Consider the following 1,790-nt stretch of genomic DNA (forward strand, 5'->3'; position numbering starts at 1 on the left):
GTAAGCCTATTTTTTGCTCCACTTTATCCAGTACAAACGCAGCTCGAGCCATGTAACCCGAACTCTCAAGCACAGCGAGGAACTAATACAAACTCGCAATGACAGGAATAAAGGTCGCTACCGTTTGGATACCGCCACCAATACCATCGGCAATAACCGTCACAAGCCAAACTGGCAAATGACCATCCAATAGGTGATGACCGCCATCAACCAAAAGTGCGCCAACGCCGATATCAAAGAAATCGATAAATGCACTACCAATGTTAATCGAGAACATAAACATTAGGTACATCACAACAAAGAAGAATGGAATCCCCACCCACTTGTTCAAAATAAACTGATCAAGTTTTTCGGTAACACTGCGGCTGAGTTTGCCTTCACTGCGGCGAACTTTTTTACATTGTTTGTGCAGATGTGTGTATTTGGTATCCGCAACATGTAAATCAATATCCAAATCTAAAGTCGCAATCGCTTCCAGTACTTTGCTTCTATCAAGATCGGACAGGCTATTGAGAACCATCGTGTCTTTTTCTAGAGCACGAATCGCTAATGCACGATGAGAAACGGTTTGATCGTTAAATAGAGAAGAAATATGCTCGATCGCTGCTTCCATCTTATCGCCGTAATTCAAAGAGCGGTCTTTTAGCGCAACACCCTGAACTATGGCTTTGTGGAGCTTTTCTTTAAACTCAGCAACTTGTGCTTTATTAGTGGCAGACAAACTGATCACTGGGCAACCTAGCGTCTTTTCTAACTCAGCAATGTTGATCATCTGACGTTCACGCTTTAACGCATCCATTTTGTTGAGAACAACAACCATCGGGCGACCAAGCTCACGAAGTTGCAGCGTCATATATAGACTGCGCTCTAAGCTGGTGGCATCAATCACGTTGATGATCAAATCAGCTGGGTGCGTCAACACGGCACGAGAAGCGATGGATTCATCGATACTGTTACTATCGTTACCGCTATCCAGAGAGTAAATGCCCGGCAAGTCCGTCAGTAAAAACTCATCACCCGCGTGCTTAAATTGACCCGTTTTTTTCTCAACAGTCACACCCGCCCAGTTACCGACTTGCTGTTTGGCACCAGTCAAACCATTAAAAAGAGTGGTTTTACCGCTGTTTGGGTTACCTACGGTAAGAACTTGATACTGCATTACACTCGCTCCACTTCAATTTTTTGAGCAATGGTTTCTCTTAACGCAACAGATACACCGCGTACCTCAACTTGTAGTGGGTCTCCCATCGGCGCGCGTCTGATCACCTTAACTTCTGTGTTCGGAAGTAGCCCCATTACCATAAGCTTTTTTCTAATATCTGATGAAAGACCATCTAACAAACGAATTGTCACCGTATCGCCAGGTTTAATTTCTGATAATTTCATAGTGGCCCTTAAGAGTATTGCTAATGATAAATATTATTATTTAAGAGTATTTAGGCTGCGATAATACTCCTCTATACCCTTCCATTCATTGTGTGAAATCAAAGATTCCATAATTGCCTTTCATATTTTGAACGTTAACTCCGTTAAGTTTTACCTCGTCATTTTCGTCAAAATCGACATTTTGAAAACCATCAAAAAGAAACAAAAACTTAACATCCCCTAATCAGAATAAATTTTATCTTCTAACATCAATAATTTAAAATCAAAAATCAACATTGTCGCTTTTCTCATATCAACCTGTCGTTATTTTTATAAGAAAAATAAGTAAGGTCTCGTATAGTTATTCCATCGAGAGGGCAACCTCTTAAAAGAATTCCAGAGGTGGCATGGCAACATGTCACTCC

General features: G+C 41.3%; 1 protein-coding gene and 1 pseudogene. Both read right to left on the reverse strand.

Annotated features, from left to right (window positions below; translation table 11 throughout):
- A pseudogene (locus tag R7E00_RS22690) lies at window positions 1–1,159 on the reverse strand (FeoB small GTPase domain-containing protein); the annotation flags it as partial.
- Window positions 1,159–1,386, reverse strand: coding sequence for a FeoA family protein (locus tag R7E00_RS22695; RefSeq protein WP_005455496.1), 228 nt, complete (start codon window positions 1,384–1,386; stop codon window positions 1,159–1,161). The pseudogene R7E00_RS22690 and the gene R7E00_RS22695, both read right to left, overlap by 1 nt.
- Window positions 1,387–1,790 lie beyond the last annotated feature (404 nt).

This window comes from Vibrio sp. Vb1755 (assembly GCF_033338635.1).
Taxonomy (GTDB): domain Bacteria; phylum Pseudomonadota; class Gammaproteobacteria; order Enterobacterales; family Vibrionaceae; genus Vibrio; species Vibrio alginolyticus.